Genomic DNA, 26,097 nt, shown 5'->3' on the forward strand with positions numbered 1-26,097 from the left:
ATCAACTCTCGATTCCAAAACTGAGTAATTATTTCTAGCAACTACTATAATATCCTTCCTAAGCGGCGCTAAGGCAAGCAGGACAGCACCAAATGTGCCGGGGAGGTTGACTATAGCCACCTGAATTTGAATCGTACTCACTGCCGATACAAACAAAGCCATACTCAGAAGCCCAATTAACATCACAACCCATAGATAGATTCGCCAGAGCACCATCTTCCTCACTTCGCCTTCGTCCACGTATCCGGTCTTCTGTTCAATATAATACACCGTATCTTTCCAGGATTCAGCCAAGTCACACAACATGGTTTTTGTTCAAATCCGGAGTTTGTAGACTTCCTGACGATACTGATCCTCTATGTCCTCATACCATGCGTGGATGTAGGAATCGATAGCGTCCCGGGTCGACCGAATCTTCCCACCGCTCTGTCGGTCGCCACGAAGGTACTTAATCAGGTCGCGCGGCCACTCCCGTTCGATCCTGAACCACGTCGTGAAGTAGTGTCGCCCGTAGTGGGACGACACGCCCCGGTAGCGTTTGTTCGGGCCGTATTCCGGCCTAAAGTACTTCTTCCAGACGTCGTTGATATTGTCCTGGTCCAATTTCTTCCCGCCCGACTTCGACAGGAACAGCCACGGACGCCCGTTGTCCGGGCGACACAAGAGGTACTGAAGCAGGACACGGCGTAGTTCGTCGTCTAGTGGTAGGACCCGCGGGCGCTTCGACTTGTTTCGCTTCCGGTCGTGTGGGATGTAGACGGCGTTTGGTCTACCTTTTATGACTGGGTGAGTCCCTAGGTCGTTATAGTGGTCTTGAACTTCGGAGTTGGTGATGTGGATTTCACTGAGTTTGATGTTCGACGCTTCTGATGCCCGTATTCCCAGCTTGATTTGGGTGACTATCAGCGCTCGGTCGCGAATATGCTTGACATCATCGCGGATGATATCCCGAAGCCCATCGACTGGGATTGGGCGTGGGTCCTTTGGGTCGTCACCGTTCAGATCAATTTTCCCCTTCGCGGCATCGAACGGGTTGAAATCTGTAGGATGGGGGAAGGCAGGCTCGTTTTGGAAATACTGAAACACTTGGCTGAGCGTTCTCAGTTTTGCTGAAACCGTGTCTTTTGCGTTGTTTCGGTCATCCAAGTAATGGGTAGCGAAGTCGATAACGTGGCGCGTCGTCGGGGCTGCTGGATGGCGATCATATTGTTCATTCATAAACTCGATCCACTGGTCGATCCGTCGTTTCTTCGTTTCTACTGTCCCGTCGGAGTAGTTTTGACTGTAGACCTGTTCTTCTAACCACAGATCAAACGGGTCTACCTCTAGATGCTTGAATTGGGTGTCGTACTCTGCTAATGGATCCGTTGTCCGTCCGAACGCTTCGGCAATGGTTTCATGCGTTCTCTGATTGTCTTTCATTTTCGATCTTCGTAACCAGGTTTATAATCAGTCTGCCAGTACCACGTTTCTCGGGTAACACCCTCAGCGTGTGCCGCTAATAAGACTGGATTGTAGACGTGAGGGTAATCGACATGATGTACCAGCCAGTTGAAGAACGTCTTCAGAGGCGACAGATGCTGGTAGTAAACCGTATTTAAAGTCCGCTCTGTGACCTTTACCGAGTATCCGCCATCTCTGATATGTGTTAAATATGCTTCAATATTGTCTGGATGTGGGAGAGCATGATGCCGTCCAATTTCCTCCCGCATGAATTTCTTGAAGCGATCACCACACGGGTACCACGAGTTCTTCTTTGTTGACTCAGCTAAATCGCCACGGGTCGCTAAATAGCGCTCCCATGTGTCGTTACCTTGGAATTCGGCCTCATAGCTCTTGAGCCGATAACGATCTGGGACATTATCAATTGAACTGTAGACTCCGAGCCAATACTCCACGTCCCGTTCTCCGGGCGCATCGTCAGATCGTTCCGGCCAGTCAGGGTAGCTATCCTTCCGTGGCATTATTCACGCTCTGTTTCAATCGGGTAATAGCCATTCTCGGTACGCTGAATCGTATCTCCTTCTAGGTCGTCTAAGTGGGATGTAACCCGCTGAGGTACCGTGTCAATGAGATGTTGGATAATTTCGTCGTACGTCGCTCCAGGATTGTTTTGGACATACCTCTTGATTATCTGCCGCTCTCCCTGATACACGATATCTTCTAGCTCCTGTATCCTTCCCCTAGTACGATCAAGTTCCGCTTTCAGCTCGTTACGCTGTTCTCGAACTTCCTGCTTCGTCGTGTCCGGATTAACCGTTGGCTCAAACTTTTTCAATCCAGCTTCAACCATTGACTCGATGAACTCTGACATCGACATCCCCAAATCGTCAGCTCGGTTCTGCCACCGTTGATATTGGTCTTCGGTGGGATATGTCGCAGTGTGACGGCTGTCACTCATTATTGGCCACCTGACGCAGTACTGTCATCATCTTACCTCCGTGTTCTGACCGCTATTGATGACAGGAACCGTTTCTTTCAGCGACTCCCCTTCATCATCAGCTGACGGTGAATTACTGTGGAGCCTGCTGGAGGCTGCCTCCAATACAGATCTGTCTGTTACTTTCTCTATATCAACCCGAAGTCGTAGTTTTCCCTCTCGGTTTGCGAGGTTGAACCCTCTCGCTTCATCAGCTAGTCGGATTAGTTCTCGAGAATGCGAATCCGATGGTTCGCGATCGAATATCTCTCGCTTCACCTTCTGAACGTTTGCCTGGTATTTCCCGTTGCTCGCCAAGGATCGACTTGCCAATACGACCTGAAGGCCATGGACCTTCTCTCCCCGTGTCAGATCATCGTACGGTTTTCGATCAATAGCAGGTGCATTAGGGTCAACTCCAAGTTTTCGTACAGTTGCCTCAGGGATGTATAGCTCCGAATTGTTTGGATGCTTGACAGCGTTTCGACGAGCCAGAACCTTCTCGGTATAGTCACGTATCGTTGGAGGGCTATCTCCAACGACACTGCGAATAGCATCTTCTAACTCAGATCTAGTGAACTGGTCACCGAGATGATTACAGATCGCGATCGTACGCTTCTGCCGAGTGTTCAGTTTGTCATCCTCTGACATCTCAGCTAGTAGAGACTCTGCGTCGTCAACAACACGGTTTAATTTATTTAGTAGCCGTTGAGGGCGATCCGCCATCCGATGTTGTCGGAGTGCTCGGGCTAAGACGAGCCCCAGTCGATCCTCAGTTGTTTGGTTCACGAACTCTGCGAAGTCATTTTTCACCTGAGCATCAACTCGATGAGATACTCTAGTTGTATCCTCATCCTCAGGACTGGTTGAGGCAATTTTTTTCTCGGGGCTGTCTTCAACTGTCCGACCCGCTGCACGGACAAGCCGATTAACCCTCTTCTCGATGGGTGCTAGCCCGTCAAGATCAGCCCACTCCCGCATGGCTTGTTCGACTTCTCGAGAGACGTACCGCTCATTATCCCCGTACTCACAGTAAACAAACTCAACAAATGACTCCCACTCTGCTGATGGGACGCGCCAATCAATTTTCGCACGGGACATCACGCCCACCACTCCAGACGATTATAGTCCCACCAGATTGGTGTGACTCGTTTCTCTATACTATGACTACTTACACCGATCTGGGGGCAGACAAGGGGAAGAAGTCGATCCTCCTTGATTGTCCACAGCTGGCTAGGTCGTCGGTATTCCCAATTAAACGCTCTAACTCGACTTATCTTCGAAATTTTGGTTTGGGTACCCCTCTGTTGCTCCCCATCCTTACAACAAAAACGAATCCAACTCTTCGCCAGAAGCATTACTTTCTCGCCTCCTCAGAAGAGCAAATCTGAAGATCTCCATCTTTGACGAAGATCTCTACGGCTTCAGCATTGCCAATTCCAACTCCAATCGCGTCTAATTCATCCGCGTTCAACCAGATGGCTACACCCAATGGATTTCCAGACGAGTCTTGAGTAACATTCGCAGTACGCTTTTGCGACGTTGAACACGTCAACTGGAGTCCATCGTTCTTATCGCTAATTCTTTGACTTTGCGAGTCTTTCGTCCGTTGGGGATTCAATTCCCCGCAGGTGGCGTCGTTCATGAGGTGGTCTCTGACGCCGCCGTATGGGAATCCGCTGCAACGGATTCCCTTCATCACTAACCAAGACTCTCAGTACTGACCGGCACCCGGCGGCGACTGTATATATACAGGCAAGCACTATAAATACAACGATCGGAATACATTACAGCGCTGATTCTATAGTACAGGATATGTTACCACGGAGATCTGGATCTTGGATGGTAATCTGGGATGATAGAATACTTGAGGTTTTGGCTAGAGAAGGCCCAAAAGCCCCAAAAGAACTATCAGAACGCGATTATATCCACAGTAGTCCATCAAATATCTCCCGACGACTTTCTCTTATGAGTGATCATGATCTTGTTGATCCAGTCGGGAACGGGGTCTACCAGATTACACGTGAAGGAAGGTTATATCTCGTTGGCGGATACGATACGGAAATCGATGAAAAAACGCGTGAGATAGAGGGTGAGGGGATCTACGGTAAAGATCTGGTAAAAATATACGTGGATGAATTGCAAGAGTCTCTTTTTTCGTTTCTTTGATAAATATTCAATATATGCGTAGAATATAGTTCTCAACACAGTTTCTTGACAGAGGTTCTATCTTGTTAACTCCACAGAAACCATGGAATAGACTCCCATCTCTGAGGCTACGACTCTCCAGGTAAGTAGTAGAAAGCAGCAGGATTGTAATCTTCACTCTGACTGTCTTCCTTGCTATCAAGGCGAGAAGATAGCAAGGCTCCAACACCGATTTTGCCCGACTTACCACGATCTTTAGTAAATGTCTAGGCCGAGCGAATAGCCTCCTGTGTTACAGCAAATTCGCGCTGGGGAACAAAGCCCAAATTAGCTGTTCGCTGTCTATCCTCAGAGAATCTCACAAAATGCTCTCGATTCTTATTCCCGCTAAATAGGTGCCCACTTTGACTCTGTTCTGTCGCGACAAGGACTCCTGATGGTAAGTCTTTGGAGAAACCTTTGTCATAGTCCGGAGGATCGGATTTCATTCGTTCCCAGATATTAACGGCCTTGCGAAAGGTCTCACGTATCTTCTCGCTGTTCCCCTTTCCGTGGACCACACATAGCGCATAGAGTTCTTCCGTATCGTCGATCAGCATATCTGGAGCAGGCTGCCCTACCGGGGTAAATGAGGGATATCTATCAGTATTCTGTCGCCAGTAGATATCTACTTGATCATCAGAAACCCAGCGGCTAATATCTGCCATGACCCTTTCTTTGCCCTGTAACTCATCAACGCCATCACAGAAATTGGCCAGTTCCTTTATATTGTCCATGATAACTGGTTGTATGTGGTCAAATTAAAATCTTTGTCTAATTTATAATCATATGCCAATTTCCTTGTTAGTGCTCATCGTATTCTAAGTTTCAGTAAATATATAGCTATCTGGCAAAAGAATTAAAATGTTTTAGACGCTTATGCCGTCTAAGATCATATGGAGACAAAGTTCATCGTCGTAGTGGATCTGGAGGGAACCGCATGACAAATAGTGAAGAAAATTCAGATCAGTTTATCGACCAATTCTCATCTGGTGTTTCTGTTGAGTCACACAATACAGATGGGAATAGCGAGAAACAGACTGATAATACGCCTACTAGCAGAAAAGAAACCGAAGATACCGATACGAATAGCCAAGATCAGGACAGAGATTTAGATAAATCCGATTCTATTGGCTCTGAAGAATCTATCAAGAACCGTGAGAGCGTTTTAATGTATCTTCCAAGTGACATCCGACGCGAACTCGACATCCAGTTTGACGAATTAAATGTAAAACACAAGCGCCAGCACGGTGAGGGACTTGAGAAGAATCGCGATTACTATCCAGCTGTGATTCAGGCAGGATTAACCGGCAAAGATCTAGAAGACATCTTGGACGTCTAGGATACAGTTCTATCGCCTACAACTGAATTTTGTCGTCACAGCTTGGATCCATTGTGACTGGATATGATCGATTTATTACTTAAACAGTGTAAAATATTTCTGGAAGGTCTGTAATCTGCTTTCTGAACCTCTGTAAATCAGCTGTTCAACTACGAAAACCGCCGAAATTCTGAGTAAAGGCTGTACGGACATCTATGGGGGTTATTTCGCTGTTTGAGGCCTAAAATCCGTAGATATCGGCAGATTAGACAACTCCGTAAAATCCAGAGTAAGTAATATAATAGAATAGAACAGGGAGTCTGAACGTCTGCGGGGAATTCCAAGCGGAGCGTATGATAATATCTTGATATACGATGGTATCTCGATTGCTGGTAAGGATCAGAACAAAGCATGGAGCGGGAACAGTCAGCGGTATCGGAGTTCTCTAACTCACGGCGAGTTTGCTTAGAGTGGTTTGGATTGGGTAGGTCGGCTCCAAGTCTCTTCAACATCTTATCTTGTTTTGCTGTCGCAGAACTCGATGGTCTTGGGAGGTGATGTCAAACGGGTCGCTTCAGTATGGCGTCGTGGCTCTGTCCAGTGTGGAAGTACATCTGTAGAACACATCACTCTCACCGATTCGAGAGTTGATGAGTGCCGGAGTCGTTTGCTAGTGGTGGTTGTGAGTTCAAGCCCAACTAGGGGGACTCAGAGTCGGTCTTATACCGTTCGATAACCCGTTCATACTCAGCCTCTCCTTGTTGGAAGAACTGTTCTGCAACCCGGAGAGCTCGTTCATCACCGTCTGCTGCTGCTTTAGTAACAACAGTCCAGCGCTCGTCAGAGGCAGTAAATCGGTAGGGTTGCTCGGTATGATCCACTAGTGCGTTTAAAACTATCATCGCCTCACAGGCTGACTCTTTGCCTCCATCTTCCACTTCAGTAGCTAGGAACTCCAAAACACGGCGAGAATGGAGTGTATCTGTCATTGCGGGTGCGGTCTCAACGAGTAGTTCAACTACGTCATCAAATGACGCAGTTGGTGGTGTATTCGCCAAAACGTCCGCGTACTGTCCAAGAGCGGTCGGAGGAGTATCTTCTATCGCTTCTAAGCGTCCAGTCCAGAATGCCATTATCCGTTCCCAGTACTGGTGTTCAGTCTCAGGCGACTTCGCGTTCGATAGTATATCAGAGAACGTATCAGCGAATACACGATCCGCGGAAGCTGGATCCTCTGCTGACAAGTCAGAAGGGTCAACAGCCAAAACAGACTGGATGAGATTATCGGTCAAATCGAGGCAGGATTCAGCGTAGGCACAGGCCAGGTGTGAACAAAGGGGTTCGAAGGCTCGCGCATCGTATGTTGCTTGGGTCGGGATCGATCCCGGAGCCCCGTAGAGCTTAGTCGATGACGATTCTGATTCATCGTCGGATTCCACATCAGCATTCGTATCCTGATTTTTGAGATCGTCTGTAACGGACCGCTTGTGGATATCTATGGCATGGTCATACTTCGATCGAAGCATTTCAAACAAGCTGGGACGGAGTTGCCGGGTTGTAAGGTATCCTTCCCAAACCGCGGTGAATCTCGAAAGCTCTTCTCTGCTCTCTCCCTCTGGAAGCAGCGTATCGAGGTTGGATGTGACGAACGACTCGTTCAACGCATACAGGGTCGTGAGTTGTTTTCCGATAGCAAACCGAACCGGACGAGCAGGATCCGTTCGAAGATCCACGAGGCGGTCCCAGAGATCTTGATGATTTTGGCTGTCTTCTTCTCCATGAAGGACTCGAAGAAAGTGTGAGGTAGCGACAACAGTCGTCGCTCGAACCCCATCAACGTACACAGCGCGTTCGTTTCCGATGGAACGGTTCCAAGATTCGGTTGATTCTTCGGGGTCTGGATCAGCAAGTAGCGCTGTAAGTACAGTCGCTAAGTCGGTTTGAAACTCAGCAACCGGTAGTGTACTGCGTTTGTGACCAACGATTGTTTGGAGGAGTTCTGCTACACTTTGGCGACTGTCTCGTGGCCATGTAGTTTCAAGCGAGTCGGAATCGCAAAACGCTACTAGGCCTTCAACGACTGGTTCCCAATTATGGATCGTCGTGTCTTCGTAATCTCTGTTGATAATGAGTGATTGAAGTGCTGCGACAAATCTGTCGACGAAGACTTCGTCTCCCGTCTCGACCAGTTTTGGGAATAACGGAAGGTGCGTGTTTGGAGAGTCACAAACCCGGTCGTAAACCTCCTCTTCAAGTCTATCCCGAGTCCCGGCGGTGAATGAATCTGGTTCTGTCTCAGGCTGGTATTGTCTGGCGTACTCAATACAGGCTGTAACGAACTCCTCAGCGTCAAGTTCGACAACGTCATGCGTCGCTTCGTCTTGCTCGTCTCCAATTGACACCGGGAGACGATAGCCAGAGCCTGGACTGTACTCGATGTGGCCGTGGCGATCAATCAGCTGTTCGACCGTAGATCGATAGGGGTCCTCGATTTGGTCTCGAACTTGGTAGAGTCGGCGGAGCTGCCAGCGCTCAACACGGGTGCGGACCTCGCGATCCAGTTCATCACCGGGTTCGATATCGGGGTGATCACTAATTCTCTCTCGGATCGCATCCTCGTCTGGGCCGTCCATAATTCGCTTCAGTAGTGTTGCCTGTTCGTCAGCAGATAATACTTCGAACCCTTCGCGGAGGAGCGTGATGAACTCGGTCGTAATTGTATCGTCATCGATGTTCGACGGTTCTGTCAAAACTTCACGGACTTCATGTTTGGACTCCTGAGGTACAGATGCGAGTACAGCCAGCGCGGTTCGCCTGAATACACCACCCTCCGTTCGGTACGCCTGAAGATATTCGCGTGCAGGTATCGGATCCGTTGTGAGGAGATGTGCGAGCGATGATTCTAATGCCCTGAGCAGAGCGACCTCAACACGGGTCGGATTTGCCACGATTAGTGCTGTCTGTCTCCGCATTGCCTGCTCGGGAGCTACATCACCAACGTAGTCTGTCGCTAAATAATCCAAACAGGTCCGTAAGTTCTCGTCTAAGATAGACACGAGAGACGAACCGCAGGTCTCGACCAGTTCCTCACCTCGCTCGTCGAATAGCGAATGTAGTGTCTGTGGCCTTATGCGGCTCCCAATAGTTACGCTGATACTAGTGTTGCCTGCGAGTTCCCGTTCCTCTGCTTCCTTCCCTGTCGGTTCAGTCAAAATCGTTATCAATTCTCGCGCAGCGTCGGCACAACCCATGGACAACAGTTCTTCGATCAAATTGCGTAGGTCTCGTCCTAGCCGGTGAACCGTATCAGATTCTACGGACGGAAGTTGCTCAACTAGGTAGTCTGTAAATTCAACGAGGTGTTGCTCGTTGAGTACTTCAGTCACCGAAAGGTATGCTCGAAGATGGCTTCGAGATGGTGGTTTGTCAACATTGACTGCCTCAATGAAGAGATCAGGGTTTTCATCAGCAAGCTCCGCGACGTAGTTAGCGGCGAACTGTCCGGAACTACTCAGTCGCTGTTTATCGACAAGATAGCGCACCCAGTCCGGTGAGGTAAGATCGCGGTAGAATTCACGGGCAAGTGCCCTATCTGTTTGGAGGGTATCGACAATGGCCGTGACTGTTTCTCTAGGTAAGCGGCTCGGGCCGAGATCGCGGGCTGACGCGGCAAGGACGTAGCGAGCGTAGAACCCGAGCGGTGAGTCTGATCCAAGGCCGTTGCGGATGAACGATGTACACCTAGCAGAGTCTTCGCTGTAAAACTGTAACAGCCAGTCGAAGACATCGGCAGCAATGCGTTCATCAACACCGTCTGCAAGGATATCCTCGACGCTCCAGCCCCGTTCATTGGCGTCCCGCGCATAGAAGTATGACTGGAGTTGGTCGTGTCGGAACTGATAGGTTCGTTTCCAATCTTCGGTAATCGTTCCACGGCTGATTAATCGTTGGTCACCTCGGTTTCGATCGTCGATCGTGAAGGTACTAGTACCATCTCGGAGCGAGGTTCTTGCGTGGGAAACTGCGCGCTCGACAGGACTGTCCTCCCAAGTTTGGGGGACAGCCCCATTTGTACGACTTCCCTCTCGATCTAGTGAGTCATGATAAGCGTTCCAAAGTGCGACTTGCGAGGAAATCGTATTTGTATCGAAATCATCCGCTGAGACATACACGTCTGCCAAGAGCGAGAGGTTCAGTAAGCTCTGGGATAACTCTATGACCTCCTGTGTCTGTTCACCTTCATCGATTCCGATGTTCGTGAGGAGTGACTGTACCTGTGACTCTGAAAGGGGCTCTAGCGTAACCTTCTGGAAGGTGTCAGCTTCTGCTAACCGTTCGTAAACTGGTTGCTCGAGGTCCCAGTGACGACAGGCACAAATGACTGTGAGCCCATCAACCTCAGCCAGATCCAGCAGGAGATTTCGAAAAACGGTCGCAACTGGCTCAGTTCGAACATTGTCAAGTTGATCAACTAGGAGCGTACACTGGTCGTACTGAGTGGCGAGTTCGCCGAATACGTCACGGAGACTTGTCTGTATGCCCATCGCCCCTTCTACAGCGGTGATCGAGTCGAATTGACCGAACTCCCGCGCATCAAGAAAGTAGACCGGGTTCTGTTCCGTACTTTCGTGGTAGCGTTCTGCCAAAACACCAGATTTCCCGACACCCGCAGGGCCCGTGACTAAGACGTTTTCTCCGGTATCAACAGCTGAGTTGATAGCGTCGACTCCTGGAAGATCAACCCGGGTTTCAGTCCCAGGAAGTTGATAGCTGGATGGTTCAGGAGCCAGCCGTTCACTCCACCGAGTAAGTGATTTTAGATCTTGGTGGTAGCGGTCGTGACGGTGCTGTATTTCTGCTGTGATAGTTTCTGCCAACGCGTTCGTCTCTTTCGTATACTCATAGAGAATACGCGACACGGCCTCTGGCTGTCCAGTCTCGATCAAATTTGACTCGACAGCTTGGAGAAACGAATCGAGTACAGCCCCGTAAGAGATATTTCTAGGTGTGTTGGCTTGTACTTTCAGGGCGTGTGTGAGTTCCGAACGAGCATCTGAAACGTCGATAGTGGCAAGGGCCTCTCCGTCAAGTTCGGCCCTAAATATATCAAGTAAATCTGCTTCGGTGATCCCGTCTATCTCAGAGGCTGTTGACTCAGCTGCATCCTCTACCGCTTGCCGGCAAGCACGCTCATCACGAAGTTGCTTCACGACTCCAGTCCCGGTATCATACGCTAGGGAAATGAGAACTTGCTCCGAGATCATTTGTATAAGTTTCCGGAGCATCGAACAAATAAGTTTGTTCGGTGTAGTTCACGATAGGCACAGCGATTTTAATTCTGTACTATAGTATAACAAATATTTAATAATACAATTATTGGAAAGTATCTACCTTATACATATGGAACTTGAAAATTGGGCAGTAGAGAAGCAAAAAGAAATGTGGGAATTTTGGAACGAAAATGAATCTGTTCGGAAAGCTTTCCCACTAGGTTTTGAAATGACAACCAGCCCAATTCCTGAGGATCCTAAGATCATAATTCTGGGAAGAAATCCTGGCTCGGGAGAAGAACCGCCACACTCACACATGAAGCGATTCTCCAAACCAGATGAACCCAACTTTGGATTCCCTGAGAAACATGACTACCTACCAGGAAACGCAAGTTACTCCGTTGCTACAGCAATTAGAAATTTTATTTTTAAGGGAAATGAAGATATGCTTAACAAGACAATAGAGACAAACAGAAACTTCCTGAGAACAAATGGAAGATCCGAGCATGAAAACGGTCTAAAAAAATTGACGGATGATTTGCGTGAAGAGTACAGAGATCTCTGCGTGGAGATTATCAAGGGTTTTATTGATAAAGGAGATCCTGACATAGTAGTATCTTTTACTGGCCACAAAGATAATCATACGTATCCCGTTAAGGAGATGAAAAAATTATACGGATACAATCTTGATATTGAACATCAGTATATCATTGAGCGTAAAAGTAACAATAAGAACGGTATCATACAAACCACAGAACACCGAATTACGCACGCCCGAATGGATTCGATGGATTTCCTCGGTTTGACTCCTCATCTAAACAATCCAGATATCCCGTCACCTGTAAGAGATCTAATAACATCTTTGATGCAGGAGCGAATACTCAATAGTTAGTTTTCATGTCAGTATTGTATACTAAATACGTCTCAATAAAAAGTACCAGTTACGGATAATCTAAACGGATAGATCGTTATATTTAGATCCAAATCTCTAAACGAGATCTCAATTATTGGCGTTGAAACCAATCAATCAGGCCTTTCGTCTGTTGTCGTCTAATTCGATATTCCTCACAGAACATATTCTGTGTATCCTTCTTTTACATCCGTAGTTTAGTTCCGGCATTTAGTTCTTCAAGAGTTATACTGGAGATTCGATCCGACGGTCTAAGAATTTTGATCTCGTCCGTATTTGTATCCCAAATGGTGACTGGACGTCGTATGGGATCGAAACTACGACTTTCATGAATTCCCGTGATTGTCTGGACGTAGTCCATTCCAGGACACGTGTATTGTGGTTTATTTCGGCTCTGCTCAAGATACCTATTTAGTGTCTCAATTGCGTAATTCTCCGGGTTCTGTAGGTGGGCATTATCAATATTACAGGGGGGATTTCTGTCTTCTAAATAACTTTGCATAGGACCCTTTGAGAGCTTGTTAATAGTCTTTCCAGCCGCCTCTCTGTTTTCGAATATCCACGTCGAATCTCCGGGACGTTCCGTGAACATCGCGTATTTTTTGGCGTACATCTCCAGATTATTGTGATCAGAGATGACTTCAATTTCTGCATCCATTTTTGTGTCATGATGAATTGGATGTTTTGCTATTCCGTGGATATCTGCTCGTGGATGGCCCGGCTGTCCTGGGTAGAGTTTCCACCGACATCCCGCTGCCTCAAGCCATGATAATGCCTGTTCAGTAGCGGTACGGTGGGGCAACGATTCGAGCGGGTCACCAATATGGCCTTTATTTGGATTAAAGGCAGAATTTGGAACGACGATTTGTTCAAGATAGTCACTAAAGAGTTCAGAACTGAGCCTGAGGAGGTATTTTGTTGGTGCCCAAGAGACTTTGCGCCTGAGAATGGTCTTTTCAGTAACACCATCGTCCTCCGAAATGTACTCAAGTGCAGGTGCGTAGTCTTCCTTCCACTCTTCGTCAGAGCAACCGAGTAACGACTGGAGAGATGGTGGTTTACTAGCACTTATGTGATAGTAGTCAGTCCCATGCTGGATTCCAATACCATTGTACCAAAGTGTGATTGCCCAGAGAATCGTAAGGCGCTCTTTCGTAATTGCATCAGAATTTACCCTTGGTGACGAAAACGAGGTATCCGGTGGTTTGATCTTTCCCATATTTCCCCTTCAACGCTAATACGCAATATATTTTGTGTGAATGTGGGATATAACGCAGATATATGCCATTTTGTTCTCTGATAATTATATACCTTACCAAGTCTTTCAAATTCTCGTTGGAATGACTTGGTAAGGTTAGGCACTGTTAGCTTCCAGGCTCAGGCGTAAATTCTGAAGCTAGATTTTATTTTGAGACAAGTGTGCTGAGAGGGACTCATTTTTATCTACCGAAGGTAGTGATGTGTGATTTAATAAGAAATTAAAATACAAGCCAATCCTGCCTGTACAGTCGCTCTAAACCGACAAAAAGCGGGGATAGATTTGTGACACGAATATAAAAGCTACAATCTATCCTACACAGAAATGGCACGGTTCTGGAGGAATCCCCCGGCGCTAGGACGCCGGAGGAACCGTGCTGCCAAGTCAATGACAGCAAGCCTAATTACCAGGGTCAGGAGTCATAACTCTGTCTCACAGAGTGGAGCTCCGAACAACGACCCACTGACTCACCATACCGTACAGTTCGTACACCTGCGTAGGGTCAACGATGCTCGATTCGACGACAGCTGGACGAAGACGCGACAATCACGTCGAAGAACGACGCCAGCAATGGGGGCGATCTGAATGGTCGCTTCGAGCGACGAGACGGCATCACTCGCCATCCCGATGGATCCTGAGATCGCGTTCAACGCGATTACAAATAGTCGACGTCGTCGCGTATTGTTGTCGCTGTCGCGCTCTCACGGTGAGGTCACTGCAAACGAACTCGCCGTCGAAATTGCGGCCATCGAGAACGCAATCGACCCTAGTCAAGTCGGTAGTGACGAACGAACCTCGATCTACATTGCGCTGACGCAAACACATCTTGAAACACTCGACGACGGCGGGGCTATCGATTACGATGACCGATCTAAGACGGTTACCGCGACAGAAGCTACCGAACCACTCGCCGAATACATCCGGCGGCTACAGACAGCCTGCTACAAACCCGAGCCGGAGGAAACCGCATGACTAGCAGCCAACAACGCGCGCTGGCGACGCTTCGAGACATCGACGCCAGCTTCCATCGATTGCTTGAGAGGGTCGCCAAGGACGACGCGACTGCGTCCCCTCCAGAGCCGATTGCCACGCTGCGGAGAGCCCGGTCACAGATTGACGCTACACTGTTCGCTCACCAGCGTCGAACAGAGGACACCACACTTCCGGCGTCTGGGTCGTGTGTTCTCCAGTGGGACCCACCCCAGACACCACCCCGCCGACTCGTTCTCGATCCCGACAGCGAGGGCGACAGCTGGACCCGGCGGGAACTCGAGTGGACTGGCTCTGGCTGGCGTGTCTGTGGTCGCGACACCATCGACGACGTCGCGATAAGTGCCCCAGCGGAACGACGCTACCCGAACCCGGTGAATCCACCGACGATCGACACGCTACTGGAATGGATTCGTGGCGGCTGGACGAATCCGGATCCAGAGGTACTCGTGTTCGATGCGACATCGCCGACCGAACAAGGTGTCCTCGTTGCCGTTGACGACGAACTGCGGTACCACGAGCGCGATGGCCACCGATGGTATACCGTTACTGAAGACGAACTGTATCATCACCTCCAACAGCAGGGTCAGCCGACGCTTCAGCCGCTCTCAGAGACGGCCCTTACTCGGCAGCACTTCACCCCTAGCCCGCTCAACAATGACGACTGGTGAGTCATCCCGCCCCGACGAGTACTACGAACAACTTCTTCCGCTCACGGCCACGGTCGAATCGGTGCGTGAGGCACTTGAGTCCGAGCAGGCACTCACCACCGAACAGCAGGTGACCGCTCAGCGGCTCCTGTTTGTGAGTCTCCGTCCGATCAAAGAGGCTCGCCGGATCCTCCCGGAGCCGGAATCAGAAATAGACACGCAGTATATTCGTACGGCTGATCCGTGGGATGAGTACGAAGATGCACTTGTCCACATCGAACGGCGTCTCGATCAGCTGCTACAATATAGCTACCACGGACACTCAGGGTCGTACCCTTCCAGCAACTCGCCGAAAGCGAAGTTCCAAACAGCACTCAAAGGAATCATGGCGCTCCGAGAGACCCTTCCATTAGTCTTACCTGAAGGGTCGATTTCCGTCGACATTCCTGACCACAGGCCCGACGTTGATACTGTAGCTGTCGACGGACGCGGCCATGGTGACGGACGATGGCTTGAATATCAGCTCCAACGCGCACTCACACGCTGGGGATATCAGGCTGAAACTCGCCAGACGCTCTTTGGGCTTGAAGTCGACGTCGTCGCTAGACGAAAATCAAAACAAGGCGAGCCAACAGACTGGATCGTTGGTCAGTGTAAAGACTGGACGAGTGATCCCGTGACACCGGCGACACTCTTCCGGCTCTGTACGGTTGCATTTGCCTGTCGCGCGATGCCAGTTCTGTGTCACACAACCGAGATGACATCTCGTACTGAAGATCTGGCTCGCCAATTTGAGGTTCGCGTGCTTGAGCTCAAAGATCTCGACCGTGGCGAACTCCCTGCTCCCCACGTAGCAAAACCAACGACTGAACTACAGGAGTGGGGGGCACAGTACCGTGCCCGTGACGATCGCGGGACGTTCCCACTAATGTTTCGTGGAGAGCCAGGTAAACACTTCAGCTATGTCCCCGGCTTCGCTCCCGTGGGAAGAGATGCTGACTACGAACCAATTGAGAACGAACGAGACGACGATTCGCATCCTGCTGCTGGGCACTAAATTCACAGGCGGCATTTATTCAAATGAATGATGTATTACTTGTTGAGGCTCTTGAAGCCTGACGTTTCTTAGTTGGAGTTGGTCAGTACAGGGAGATCGACTATCGACGTAGCTTCCAACTTCTCCAACCCTTATCAAAAGCGTCGTGTAGGGTGTAGAGGCTGAATCAGTCTTCCCTGTCTTTGATAATACCAAATATTTCTTCCGCGACCTCAGGGATATTGTCCTCATTAATTTTCTCTGCAACTTTATTTGCCAACGCGGGATTATGTGATTGAACGGTCTCTTTGTCAATCTCATACCACAACGGAAGTAACACCTTCTCAGGACCCATCTCCCGGGCTGTTAATCCTTCCAACTCACGCTTTGTCCAGTTCTTTCCAAAGAAGTTCTCTGATAGAATCACCACGCCATATCGCGTTTCCGATAAGCCCTCATCAATGGATTCGCGGAGGTTATCTCCGATTTCTAACTCAAATTCGTCAAACCATACTTCTACTCCACGTTGTGATAGTTCTTCAGCTAAAGGTCTCGCAACTTGACCTTTATCTTCGCTCGCGTGACTAATGAACACATCATATTCAGAGTCAGTTAATGACTCTTCCTCAGTTATGGTTGTCTCAGTTGAACTTCTGTTTGAACCACTCATTTCCTCGTATATTCGCCTCCCTGCTGGTTCTACTCTTGTAGCAACCCAAGTACTCCCGATAGCTTGCATTAATTCAATTTGTCCTTTTTTGTCCAGATACCAGATATTGCGCTCAATTTCCTCATCTGATAGATCAACATCTTCTCGTATATCTTCTGAATTCACATATTCTCCGGGGTTTTCGTCGTCAACATCTATGAGATATTCCAAGATCTCGAGATAGTTTTGATTATCAAGGAAACTTTGGTTTGATTCGCCATACTTCTCAATCCCATTTGCCCGTGCCGAGACCATCCCAAGAGAACCCATCGCACCTGTATGCTCTATAAGAAATTCCGAGTCCATATCCTGCATGACATGGTGCATTGTCTTGTGGTCTATATCGTCGTCAAGACGGTTCCTGACCTCGTCTCCAACCGAATCTCCTTCAAAGGTTCCAAACGGATTATCTTCCCATGTTTCATAGACTACCTCCAGAACAGTCTCTATTATTTCATTTCGCCTTGCCATATTGAGATGGCTGTAATCTGGAGATAAAATTTTGTTGGAGAGAGAGAATTATCTTTAGTAATCATAGGTTCCTGCTTATTTTACAGGGCTATCGAAACATCTCTTTGGACTAGTAGAACTTCTACGGTCGATACGCATTCTTCAGCGACCACAACTTCAGACAGGAATCTATCCGAAAATAAGGAGTTCAACGAAGCCAAATAACTCAGACACAGTCCACACATCGTAAACCTCCTTGTAATGATCCAAGGGGTCTCTCTGCTGAGAGAGTATTTGTACAGAGCTCACAGTAGATTTCATCGGTAACCCCGACTCCACTACCATATGCAACAGTTATTGTCTTGGAAGCATCTGCTCCCACGAGTTCAAACTCTATATCGCCTCGCTCATATTTTATTTCGGTGACGGTTATCGGAGTCACAACCACCTCAAGAGCATGTCGGTCACGAATCTCACGCTGCTTCTGCGGATAGCCCTGTTCTCGTCGTTGACGCAGTTTTGTGAGTTCAGATTCAATCTCTTCGAACTCTGATTTACACTCCCGGCGCTCTTTGAGGGATTCAACCCGTTTCCTTTGGTCGCTCTCGTTAATTGTCGCGTTCAACTCTTCAATCTGTGACTGGAGACGACTGAGCCTCTCTGCTAATTCCTTTTCGTGCTGTTGCTGTAGCTGACGATATTCTTCAAGTTCTGCATCAGCGGCCCGTGAAGCCTCACGGTGAATATCGTCGACTTCCGTTTGTATGTCCTCAACAAGAGGATCCCGACAAGAATCAACTAGCTGTTCTATTTGTTCCGGTTCAGTCTCGATCTCATGGGACGTAATTGTGGGGTTGCTCGGATTAGTTAGATTCAGAAATGTCCGGTCAAGTTTGGGAAGAATTTCTTTGGATCGAGTATCAACCACAATCCCGCGAAGAAACTCACGTTGATACTCGCTCACCGTTTCGATGCCCACCTGGAAGAGAACGGCAAGCGCCCGTCGGTCATAATAAGGAGAAAACTCAATATTGGATACAGAGATTTCGCTCTCGTAGAGCCAGTCAGGTACGATAATATCCGTGTTCGACGCGTTGATCGTTACACTCCCGAGAGGGGCGCGACTAGCGGCATCCTTGAGGACTTCTTGGAAGAACGAACTTTCCGGATGTAGTTGTGTGGAGTTCCCGTCGCTTTCTTCAACCGTATCACAAATGAGGGAGAGATTTCCTGTCGGTAGGCCGGTTTCGGCATCCTCTGGAATCTTCACCTCCCATTTGTTTCCCTGAATCTCAATCTGCGAACCGATTGAACGAAGATATCGTTCTGTGAATTCTTCTACTGCGGATTGTGTCACTGGAACAGCGGCATCAGTCATCTTCGGTCCCCAAATCGAAGCCCTCGAAGACACCGCTGTTGAACTCTTCCAGTTTTTCAGCTAGGTCGCGTTGCTCCTGAAGATCGACTGCCATCGCGTCGAAATCGTTCTCCAAATCGATTTCTGAATCGGCGTTGACCAATCGCTCGAAGATTTCGTCCTCGAAGCTCTTCCCAGACTCTTCCAACCTCGTGAGGATCTCGCTCAGTTCACCGACGCTCTGCTGGAAGAGATCGATCTTGTGATACAGCCGTTCAAGAACGTACTCTTCGACAGTATCTCTCAACGCCATATTGAACACGTAGACCTGCCGTTTCTGTCCAATCCGATGAATTCGACCGATACGCTGCTCGACGCGCATAGGATTCCAGGGAAGGTCCCAGTTCACGATGATATTACAGAACTGTGCGTTGCGTCCCTCCGACATTGCGTCGGTCGAAACGAGAATCCCGCCCTGTTCCTCGAAGTTCTCGATGATCTCCTCTTTCTCCTGACTAGAGTGGCCACCATGGAACGAGTGGACCGTGTAGCCCTCTGACGCCAGTCGTTCGGCTACGCGGCGTTGTGTGGCGCGGAACTGAGTGAAGACAATCACACGACCTTTCTCAACGTTATCCCGTGCCTCTTCTACGATATCGAGTAGGCGTTCTTGCTTTGTGACGGTGTCAACGTTATCGATCAGATCCAAGATTGACTCTAGCTCTTCCGTCTGTGTCAGTTCGGATTGGTCGTCAAGTCGTCCTCGGATCGTCGTCTCAAGCGCTTCGGGACTACTAACGACCTCCTTCTGGAGGAGCATCAACACCAGTTTCTGCCCTTGGTCCTGACTATAGGCCCCTTTGACGTAGTCGGATACGGCTTGGTAGAGTTCGCGTTCCGCTGGAGACGGGTCGAACTTTCGCGTGTCGATCCGTCGTTCGGTGAAATCCACGTCTGTGTCTTCGCGTCGGTTTCGAATCATCACCTTGTTCAACCGGTCCTGGAGCTCGTTACGGTTGACGAGGGTCTCTTGGTCACTATTGACGAAGTATTGGTGGAACACGTCACGTGTTCCGAACAGACCCGGGCGCAGTAGCGAGACGACGTTGTACAGGTCCGTCAGTTCGTTCTGGATCGGGGTCGCCGTCAGGAAGAACGCGTAATTGTACGAGAGGGAGTCGATCAGGTCGTACCGATCAGTTTCTTCATTCTTCACGTAGTGGGCTTCATCCAGAACCAGTACGTCCCAGTTGCGGGCGAGAACCGTCTGTCGGTATCTGTCGCTTTTGGCCGTGTCGATGCTGGCGATGATGTAGTCGTGACTGTCGAACCCGTTGAACTCGTCGTCGTAGTTACAGACAAACTCCAGTCCGAACTTCTCTCGGAGTTCTGCCTGCCACTGCTTGGCCAGTTGGGCGGGCGTCAAGATGAGGACAGAGTCATTCGTATCGCGGAAGTGCATCTCTTTGAGGATCATGCCGACCTCGATCGTCTTCCCGAGGCCAACCTCGTCGGCGAGCAACGCCTTGCCGTCCATCTCGAACAGGGCCCGGTACGCCGCATCGACTTGGTGTTCGAGCATCTTGACCGAATTCTTGTCCAGTTGCTTCAGTGAACGAAGTTCGGAGTCCGGCTGACCGGCTTGTAGACGAGCTGCTTGAACAGTGTGAAGGTGATCTTCACTTGTCTCACCAAGGTCTGCGTATAGAACATCGTCCGCTGACTCTTGGGTGACCTCGATATCCACGAGGTCAAAATCGCTCATATAGTTGGAGAGTTAGTTGACCGTCAAATATGTTGTGTAGCGATTATTTCTGTAGATAGGATTTTTGAAACTCTCAGCAGGTGGGAAATTCCGATCCAGTTCCGGTCAGTACAGAGTGGCGGGGTATCGCACAGAATGGTAGTTTCTGCGATTCCGTTAGAGTATGGGAGAGAATTTATGATCTGTCTCACCATTCAATCGAAGTTCAACCGGTATGGAACTGCCCGGTAGGGTTCTAAGTCTAGTCCCCACTTGGAAAATTCGACATCAGGGAACAAGTCGGGGAGTTCTAAGAAACATTCGGCGCAGATAGGATGGCCGACCCACGATTCCAAACCTGCCCGGCGAAATCTCTTTTTTCGATCTATCGTCTCTTCATCAAGATGTAGGTGAAGAGCTGTGAGGGCCCATGGATCGTGAACATCTTCAACAGCCTGTTTCTGCTGGCATTGCCAGCAAGGTTCACGCCCTGCCATATGGTGTTCACCCGTGAACTTCCCCTTACGGACAGCCTGAAAAAGTCCTTCTTTATATTGTTCTGGCGGCCTGTCAAGTTCCTCAGCGGCCTCTTCAACATTACAACCCCGGATAAAAGCCTCTTTATTGTCAGTCGGCACTAATGCTTGAATTGGGCAAGGTTCTCCCGTGATTTTACAGTACCATGTATCGGGCGTTGCAGTGGTCGGCGTTTGGCGTTCGACATTACCCGGTGTGAGTGTCCCATCAGGACAGTTGACTCTATTAGCAGAGCCAGTAAACTCATCAATCCATCGACGCCCGTATTGTTCAATCCAATCTCCAATTACGTACTCAATCGGGCTATCTGCGTCAATATCCCTAATATCAAACTTTGGGGGGCACGGCACTTGTCCTCTCCAATGTGGAGTGACTATGTTGCCATCCACCTCCACGAGAACTGATCCTTCAAAGTGCATTAGTTAGTTTAGATAGGAGTTCTATTATAAGTGACTTCTCCCCGTTTCTTCCATAGTGTTTATTTGCTTAGTGGCTGCCTGTATACGTAACAACAGATGTCGGAAGCAGGTTCCCTGTCTAAGACTCTCGATGACACGGTCACCCTCAGCCGTGAGCTTCGAGAGGACGGACAGATAGACGGGCAGGTGAAGCTCTACAACGTGGACGACGAGAACGAGTTTGAGTCCGACGCCGAGCTTTTCTTCGATCGCACGTTGATGACCCAGGGCCTCCGAGAGGCCCTGTCGATCCTTCGGGATTCCCTGACGGGCGATGACCCTCGTGGCACGCACATTCTCTACGGCCCCTACGGCAGTGGGAAGTCCCACCAGCTGGTGGCGCTGTACCACTGCTTCGACGATCCTGTCGCTGCGGGCTCGTGGGCTGCTGACGAGATCGAGGGGTTCGAATCAGCGCTTCCGGAGTCGGCAACACCGATCACGGTCGCCATGCAGAACGAGCAGTACGAGTACCTCTGGGAGCCGTTCTTCGAAGCGCTCGACGCCGACGCCGGAACGTACGAGTCCGGCGGCTACCCGGACATGCAGACGATTCAGGACGCCGTCGGCGACGACACTGTCGCGTTCTTCGTAGACGAACTTGAGGACTGGTTCGACACGTTACAGGGAGACCGCAAGAGCGCGAACAAGGCGTTCCTCCAGTCCCTGCTCGAATCGACGGCGCTGTCCGACCTAGATCTCTACACTATCGTCTCCGTTCTCCGCGAGGACTCCGAGGTCCACGATATTCTGAACCGCGAACAGGCGGTCGAGGTCAACATGAATAACCAGGTGGACAAGCGAGAGGTTCTCCACCACCGCCTGATCGAGGACACGGACGAATCAGCCGCCCGCGAGATCGTGAACGGATACTTCGACGCCTACGACCAGTCTGACCACGTCTCAATTCCCGACGGTCTCCTGTCGGAGATGCACGATCTGTACCCGTTCCATCCCGTGCTTCTTGACGCCCTTGAGACGCGGTACTACGCCGACGAGGGGAACCAGAACACGCGCGGGATGATCTACCTCTTCTCGAAGGTGCTCCTCGAAATGCAGGGCCAGACGGACCTGATTACCCACGGAGACATCGACGGGATCGAGTTCGAGGACGAACTCGCCAAGATCAACTACGAACGTCTGAACGCGGCGACCGGCGACATCAAGAGTCGAGTGGATGAGGACGACGTGCCCCACGGTCGTCGTATCCTCAACACCATTCTCCTCTACTCGCTGAAGCCGAGCGAAGGTGAGGGTGCCGAGGTCTCGGAGATCGTGATGGGCACGTACCAGACGGGCGATCTCGTCTCCGACATCGTGCTCAACCTCGAACGACTACACGGCGTCGCGTGGCACCTCCACAAGCTGAACGGGAAGTACGCGATCCGCGACCGGCAGAACCCGAACGCGCTCATCCGGAACGCTGCGGTCGATGTCTCCGAACGGTCGGCGAAGGCCGAGATCGCCGACTTCATCACCGACATTTTTGGGTCGAACGCGCACCCCGTCGGCTTCCGGACTGACGACATCCGGGACGTCCCGGACGACCGCGACATCAAGGTCGTCGTGAAGGACGACCAGTGGAGTCAGGAGGAGGTCGAGCGCGTCATCACGAACGACGGGCGCGGCCGCGAGTGGCGGAACACGCTCGTGTTCGTGCAGCCGTCCGGCGACAAGGCGATCGAGTCCGGAACGCGGTACATCGACAAGGCGCGGTACATCGAGGGTGCTCGCCAGGTGCTCGCCGACGAGTCGCTCGACGACGAGATCCGCGAGTCTATTCAGTCGATGAAGGACCAGGAAGAGAGCGAGCTCCGCGAAGAGCTACAGTTGCTCTACGGGGAGGTTCTGGACGGCGACAACCTTCTCCAAGAGTTCGACCTCGCGGCCCCGATGGACCTGGACGTCTACGTGCTGGATGGGCCGGAGCTCGATGCCTCGAACATCGCGGACTCCGCGGCGGCCGATCCGTTCGACCTACAGTCGCACGTGTGGCCCATCGTGACGGATCTACTGGAGCGTCGTGGCGAGATCTCGATCGAGGACGTGTACGAGCAGTTCCTCCGCGACCCGGAGCTTCCGATTCCTGGAAGCGCGAACGATGTTCTGAACGCGACGGTGGAAGCGCTCGACGGAAAGCCGGTGCTGGCTCGTGACTCCGGTGGCTTCCGTGACGATCTCTCCGGGAGTTCGCTGGACACCGTCCTGATCAGACAGGACGATGTGGACCTTTGGGGCGTGGACGACGTCGAACAGGAGCTCCGCCAGCGGTTCGGAAGCGGAACGACGGCGCTCGACATCGGAGACTTCGAGCTGGAACTGGTCGAAGACGGCGAGGTCTGGCTCGACGGCGACAGTCACGACGTCGTGATGCGTGCGATCGGGCGTCTGAACCGCGAGGACCAGTACGTGATCGTTCGAGGCAACGAAATCCTCGATAAGCCACAGTCGGATGCGACGCTCCGCGACGTCGGGAGCGCGACGACCGTCGGCGGGTCGTACCTCGCCGAGCGCATCGAGGAAGCCATCGAAGCGGAGGGGAACGCGAACGTCGAAACGATCATCGGTGAGATCCGCGCGGACGAAACCGTTTTCCTCTCACCGGACGAGACCGAGACGGCTGCCCGCGAGGCGGTCAACGAGTTCCTCATCGACGATTACGTCTTGGAAGCCGGCGGACGGTATCTGGACTCCCTCGGCGATCGGAACCCGATGACGGTGAAGATCGTCCCGACCGTGTCGGACCGCATTGGCGGGCAGATCCTGGATTACTTGGACGACCTCGATGCCGGAGACCAGTTCACCGTGAGTAAGGTCGCGGATCGCTTCGACAGTACCGTCACCGAAGATATGGTACAGACGTTCCTGCTACAGAACCTCGGACGCGAAGAGGACCCAGTGTACGTCGTTGGGCCGACGGGCTCCGAGAAGTCGTCCGATTGGGTTCCGGGGTATCCGTTCCGCATCCCCGACGTCGGGTCGGAGACGTGGCGGTTCGAGTACAAGGGTGACGACGTCGCTGACCTGCGAAAGAAATGGCGACGGGATAGCCAGGCCGGGACCGTGGAGTACGGCGACGTCACGTTCATGCTCCCGGACCGCGAGGGCGTCCCTGGAGCGCTTCAGGGAACCGCTGACGTCGAACGCTCGCAAGTGAGCCTAACACTCCGATCTGAGCAGGACTACACCAAGATCCAAGACCTGTTCGAGCGAATGCCCGATGAGGCGTCGAGTCTGAACGTCGAGATCAGCTTCCAAAAGTAGCGAAGTTCCCATCCTGTTCCGGTCGAATGGATTCGTGACCTCTGTAGGAGCCATACTAGACTTCAACCGTCGAAGCGATTCCCACGGCTCTGTTAAAATCCTCAACCACGTAGTTCGGAGGGCTCATGCTAAATACAGTGCCTAAGTCGTTCACAGCGCGTTATCATCCTTTATACAGCCTTTGCTGGATCACCCATCATCTGAACCACAGTACTCCGAAAACGTCCACCAAACTACTCCGACTGCTCCTTTACCCACTCCGTATACATTTTCTTTTTTTCTTCCGTCGCTCTCTGACCGATCTCTCTCGGAGTCGTGTCCTCTGGATGGTCTATGTGATTTTCAACTACCCATCCAACGTCAGTATACAACGAGACGATCTTTGTCCAGTCCGCCGTTGAGAGAATAAATGTTGGTACAGCATCTTCAGAGACTCCGTCAATCGCTAATTCTCCCTGCATATAAATTCCTTCTACAAACTCATTCTTGTCGTCCATTCTCTCAATTTCCTCCCGCATGAGCGGGCGGAGAGGGAGAAACTCCACCAAATCGTGCCGAATGTGGCAAATTGGGCAGGCCTCATTCAGATAGTCTAGCGGGTTATGGTTCGCCAGCTCTCGTTCTTTCTTTTTGATGTATGTCTCAAATGACTCAGACTCGGCCACCCGTTCTAAATCGTCTAGCATCCGGTCCTTGATCTTTTTCTGTTCCGATTCAGACACATCTCTGGACGTCACCTTCTCGGCTCGGTTCACGAGAAAGGTTCCCCAATCCGGACCAATCTCTTGTGGTGGGCCTATCTCACCGGTCTGTTCTATTTTGGTATCTTTGATTTCAGGGTCTTCTGGAGGCTGAATACAGGAGATACAGATGATTTGTGGGAATTTGAAATAGATAGCAGTCTGCTTTCCGAGTATTGGAGTCCCGTCAATTCCTCGATTGATATAGAACTCCCACTTGTCAGGTAGGTCCTCAGCGGTCTCGTCTGGAACTACATCGTTGAGAAAGAAAATATGGTGGCTGAATGGGTCCGAGCTAAGGCTAAGATTTCCGGTGAGTATCTCGCGCCAGATCTCTTCGGCGTCGTAGAAAGCGCTCCGATGATACGGCTCCATCCCGTCAACCTCTGACAGTTCTGAAACAATCAGCCGCCACGACACCGACATAACGAATTTCTGGAGCCATTCTTCGTACTCAAATGTGGCTTCGTATTTGTTTATATGTGGATAGAAGATGTTCGACGCAAACTCTCGTTCAAAATCGCTAAAGACCATCTCACAGTCTTCACAAAGCAACTCCTCGTGGTAATCTTGAATTCGAGTATCAGGGTCTTCGGTACCTCGTAAGAATCCCGTTGCACTCGTTTTTTTAATCCATCTGATGACGAACCTCGGAATGATGTGACTATTTAGTAGATCCGTCTCTCTCCGACACAATTTACACTCATCAGTCATGATATCACATAACTCCTGTTCGTCCTAAATTACACTTGCGAGCTTCTGGCTTAGGAGCTATACTAATTGAATGGGTTGATGTC

General features: G+C 50.4%; 20 protein-coding genes. 7 read left to right on the plus strand and 13 right to left on the minus strand.

Annotated elements, in window-relative coordinates:
• From Z052_RS00845 to Z052_RS19535, 5 genes are all read right to left on the minus strand, one after another.
• On the minus strand, positions 1-240 hold a 240-nt coding region (locus tag Z052_RS00845; RefSeq protein WP_144049941.1), incomplete at its 3' end, for a hypothetical protein.
• Between the two features lie 75 nt (positions 241-315).
• Complete coding sequence (locus tag Z052_RS00850) at positions 316-1,422, minus strand: site-specific integrase (protein ID WP_099288522.1); 1,107 nt, start codon at positions 1,420-1,422, stop codon at positions 316-318.
• A complete protein-coding gene (locus tag Z052_RS00855; RefSeq protein WP_099288524.1) occupies positions 1,419-1,964 on the minus strand; it encodes a hypothetical protein in 546 nt (181 codons plus the stop codon). The genes Z052_RS00850 and Z052_RS00855 overlap by 4 nt, the downstream gene beginning before the upstream one ends.
• Positions 1,964-2,314 (minus strand): hypothetical protein, encoded by a 351-nt coding sequence (locus Z052_RS00860; RefSeq protein WP_241897864.1) that lies wholly within the window; start codon positions 2,312-2,314, stop codon positions 1,964-1,966. The genes Z052_RS00855 and Z052_RS00860 overlap by 1 nt, the downstream gene beginning before the upstream one ends.
• A gap of 114 nt (positions 2,315-2,428) precedes the next feature.
• A complete protein-coding gene (locus Z052_RS19535) occupies positions 2,429-3,520 on the minus strand; it encodes a hypothetical protein (RefSeq protein ID WP_144049942.1) in 1,092 nt (363 codons plus the stop codon).
• Between the two features lie 741 nt (positions 3,521-4,261).
• On the opposite strand from Z052_RS19535, the gene Z052_RS19540 reads away from it, so the two are divergent.
• Positions 4,262-4,588: a helix-turn-helix transcriptional regulator gene (locus Z052_RS19540; RefSeq protein WP_144049943.1), complete on the plus strand. Its 327-nt coding sequence runs from the start codon at positions 4,262-4,264 to the stop codon at positions 4,586-4,588.
• A 245-nt stretch (positions 4,589-4,833) separates the two neighbouring features.
• On the opposite strand, the gene Z052_RS19545 is transcribed toward Z052_RS19540, so the two are convergent.
• A complete protein-coding gene (locus Z052_RS19545) occupies positions 4,834-5,343 on the minus strand; it encodes a hypothetical protein (RefSeq protein ID WP_144049944.1) in 510 nt (169 codons plus the stop codon).
• A 203-nt stretch (positions 5,344-5,546) separates the two neighbouring features.
• Between Z052_RS19545 and Z052_RS20360 the strand changes: the two genes are divergently transcribed.
• Positions 5,547-5,948, plus strand: a complete 402-nt coding sequence (locus Z052_RS20360) for a hypothetical protein (RefSeq protein WP_199058208.1) — start codon at positions 5,547-5,549, stop codon at positions 5,946-5,948.
• A gap of 677 nt (positions 5,949-6,625) precedes the next feature.
• Here Z052_RS20360 and Z052_RS19550 read toward each other — a convergent pair.
• Complete coding sequence (locus Z052_RS19550; protein WP_144049945.1) at positions 6,626-11,191, minus strand: ATP-binding protein; 4,566 nt, start codon at positions 11,189-11,191, stop codon at positions 6,626-6,628.
• 136 nt (positions 11,192-11,327) lie between these two features.
• On the opposite strand from Z052_RS19550, the gene Z052_RS19555 reads away from it, so the two are divergent.
• The gene (locus Z052_RS19555) at positions 11,328-12,089 is read left to right on the plus strand and encodes a hypothetical protein (protein WP_144049946.1); all 762 of its coding nucleotides are present in this window, start codon (positions 11,328-11,330) and stop codon (positions 12,087-12,089) included.
• Between the two features lie 202 nt (positions 12,090-12,291).
• Here the strand turns inward: Z052_RS19555 and Z052_RS19560 are convergent, their stop codons facing one another.
• Complete coding sequence (locus Z052_RS19560; RefSeq protein WP_144049947.1) at positions 12,292-13,326, minus strand: hypothetical protein; 1,035 nt, start codon at positions 13,324-13,326, stop codon at positions 12,292-12,294.
• Positions 13,327-13,950: 624 nt separating this feature from the next.
• Here Z052_RS19560 and Z052_RS00890 point away from each other — a divergent pair.
• The 3 genes from Z052_RS00890 to Z052_RS20365 are packed head-to-tail and all read left to right on the plus strand — an operon-like array spanning position 13,951 to position 16,062.
• Positions 13,951-14,337, plus strand: coding sequence for a hypothetical protein (locus Z052_RS00890; protein WP_241897865.1), 387 nt, complete (start codon positions 13,951-13,953; stop codon positions 14,335-14,337).
• On the plus strand, positions 14,334-15,026 hold the full coding sequence (locus Z052_RS00895; RefSeq protein WP_099288538.1) for a hypothetical protein: 693 nt from the start codon (positions 14,334-14,336) through the stop codon (positions 15,024-15,026). The genes Z052_RS00890 and Z052_RS00895 overlap by 4 nt, the downstream gene beginning before the upstream one ends.
• Positions 15,013-16,062 carry a hypothetical protein gene (locus tag Z052_RS20365; RefSeq protein WP_199058210.1) on the plus strand — a complete coding sequence of 350 codons (1,050 nt, stop codon included), beginning with the start codon at positions 15,013-15,015 and terminating at the stop codon, positions 16,060-16,062. Before Z052_RS00895 ends, Z052_RS20365 begins: the two co-directional genes overlap by 14 nt.
• A gap of 166 nt (positions 16,063-16,228) precedes the next feature.
• On the opposite strand, the gene Z052_RS00905 is transcribed toward Z052_RS20365, so the two are convergent.
• From Z052_RS00905 to Z052_RS19565, 4 genes are all read right to left on the minus strand, one after another.
• Entirely contained in the window at positions 16,229-17,221 is a 993-nt protein-coding gene (locus Z052_RS00905) for a toll/interleukin-1 receptor domain-containing protein (protein ID WP_099288540.1), read from the minus strand.
• Between the two features lie 205 nt (positions 17,222-17,426).
• Positions 17,427-18,578, minus strand: coding sequence for a hypothetical protein (locus Z052_RS00910; protein ID WP_099288542.1), 1,152 nt, complete (start codon positions 18,576-18,578; stop codon positions 17,427-17,429).
• Positions 18,571-20,322: a DEAD/DEAH box helicase gene (locus tag Z052_RS00915; RefSeq protein WP_099288544.1), complete on the minus strand. Its 1,752-nt coding sequence runs from the start codon at positions 20,320-20,322 to the stop codon at positions 18,571-18,573. Before Z052_RS00915 ends, Z052_RS00910 begins: the two co-directional genes overlap by 8 nt.
• 194 nt (positions 20,323-20,516) lie before the next feature.
• On the minus strand, positions 20,517-21,257 hold the full coding sequence (locus Z052_RS19565; RefSeq protein WP_144049948.1) for a hypothetical protein: 741 nt from the start codon (positions 21,255-21,257) through the stop codon (positions 20,517-20,519).
• Positions 21,258-21,353: 96 nt separating this feature from the next.
• On the opposite strand from Z052_RS19565, the gene Z052_RS00925 reads away from it, so the two are divergent.
• The gene (locus tag Z052_RS00925) at positions 21,354-24,560 is read left to right on the plus strand and encodes a DUF499 domain-containing protein (RefSeq protein ID WP_099288548.1); all 3,207 of its coding nucleotides are present in this window, start codon (positions 21,354-21,356) and stop codon (positions 24,558-24,560) included.
• A gap of 233 nt (positions 24,561-24,793) precedes the next feature.
• Here the strand turns inward: Z052_RS00925 and Z052_RS00930 are convergent, their stop codons facing one another.
• The gene (locus Z052_RS00930; protein WP_099288550.1) at positions 24,794-25,834 is read right to left on the minus strand and encodes a hypothetical protein; all 1,041 of its coding nucleotides are present in this window, start codon (positions 25,832-25,834) and stop codon (positions 24,794-24,796) included.
• Between the last annotated feature and the right edge of the window lie 263 nt (positions 25,835-26,097).

Source organism: Halorubrum sp. C191 (assembly GCF_002727095.1).
In the GTDB taxonomy this organism is placed as follows: domain Archaea; phylum Halobacteriota; class Halobacteria; order Halobacteriales; family Haloferacaceae; genus Halorubrum; species Halorubrum ezzemoulense.